The organism is Pandoraea soli (assembly GCF_902459595.1).
GTDB lineage: Bacteria > Pseudomonadota > Gammaproteobacteria > Burkholderiales > Burkholderiaceae > Pandoraea > Pandoraea cepalis.
On record NZ_CABPSG010000044.1, the window covers coordinates 1 to 901 of the forward strand.

The 901-nt window shown below is 48.4% G+C and carries 1 tRNA gene and 1 rRNA gene; both read left to right on the forward strand.

The annotated features are described in order from the left end of the window. Positions 1-76: transfer RNA gene (locus PSO31014_RS22220), tRNA-Ala, on the forward strand. Between the two features lie 284 nt (positions 77-360). After that, positions 361-901, forward strand: a 23S ribosomal RNA gene (locus PSO31014_RS22225); the annotation flags it as partial.

Here is a 901-nt window from a genome sequence, read left to right on the forward strand (position 1 = left end):
GGGGGCATAGCTCAGCTGGGAGAGCACCTGCTTTGCAAGCAGGGGGTCGTCGGTTCGATCCCGTCTGCCTCCACCAATTCCTTAGATCGCACATCGATGTCAGTCAAAAGCTTTTACGTCTGTGGTAAATCCCAAAGAATGTGAATGTTTTTGAATGACAGCAATGTCATGCAGTATTTGTTCTTTAACAATTTGGAAGAAGTAGTAGTACAACGGAAGCGCGTTAGAGATGGCGCGTGGAAATTGTACGGGTTGTGATTGTATCAACTAGTATTTAAGTGATCGAAAGATGACTTGGAATACGGCACAACGCGAAAACTCAACCTATAGGGACTGTGTCTAAAGACACACTCGTTATAGGGTCAAGCGAATAAGTGCATGTGGTGGATGCCTTGGCGATTACAGGCGATGAAGGACGCGATAGCCTGCGAAAAGTTGTGGGGAGCTGGCAAATAAGCTTTGATCCACAAATGTCCGAATGGGGAAACCCGGCCCAATGGGTCATCCTAGACTGAATACATAGGTCTAGTGAAGCGAACGCGGCGAACTGAAACATCTAAGTAGCTGCAGGAAAAGAAATCAACCGAGATTCCCAGAGTAGTGGCGAGCGAAATGGGACCAGCCTTCAAGATTTAGCACCGGTGTTATCAAAACGGAATGGAAAGTCCGGCCATAGTGGGTGATAGCCCCGTATGAGAAAACCCTGGTGTGGAACTAAGCTTGAGAAAAGTAGGGCGGGACACGTGAAATCCTGTCTGAAGATGGGGGGACCATCCTCCAAGGCTAAATACTCGTAATCGACCGATAGTGAACCAGTACCGTGAGGGAAAGGCGAAAAGAACCCCGGGAGGGGAGTGAAATAGATCCTGAAACCGCATGCATACAAACAGTAGGAGCCTCG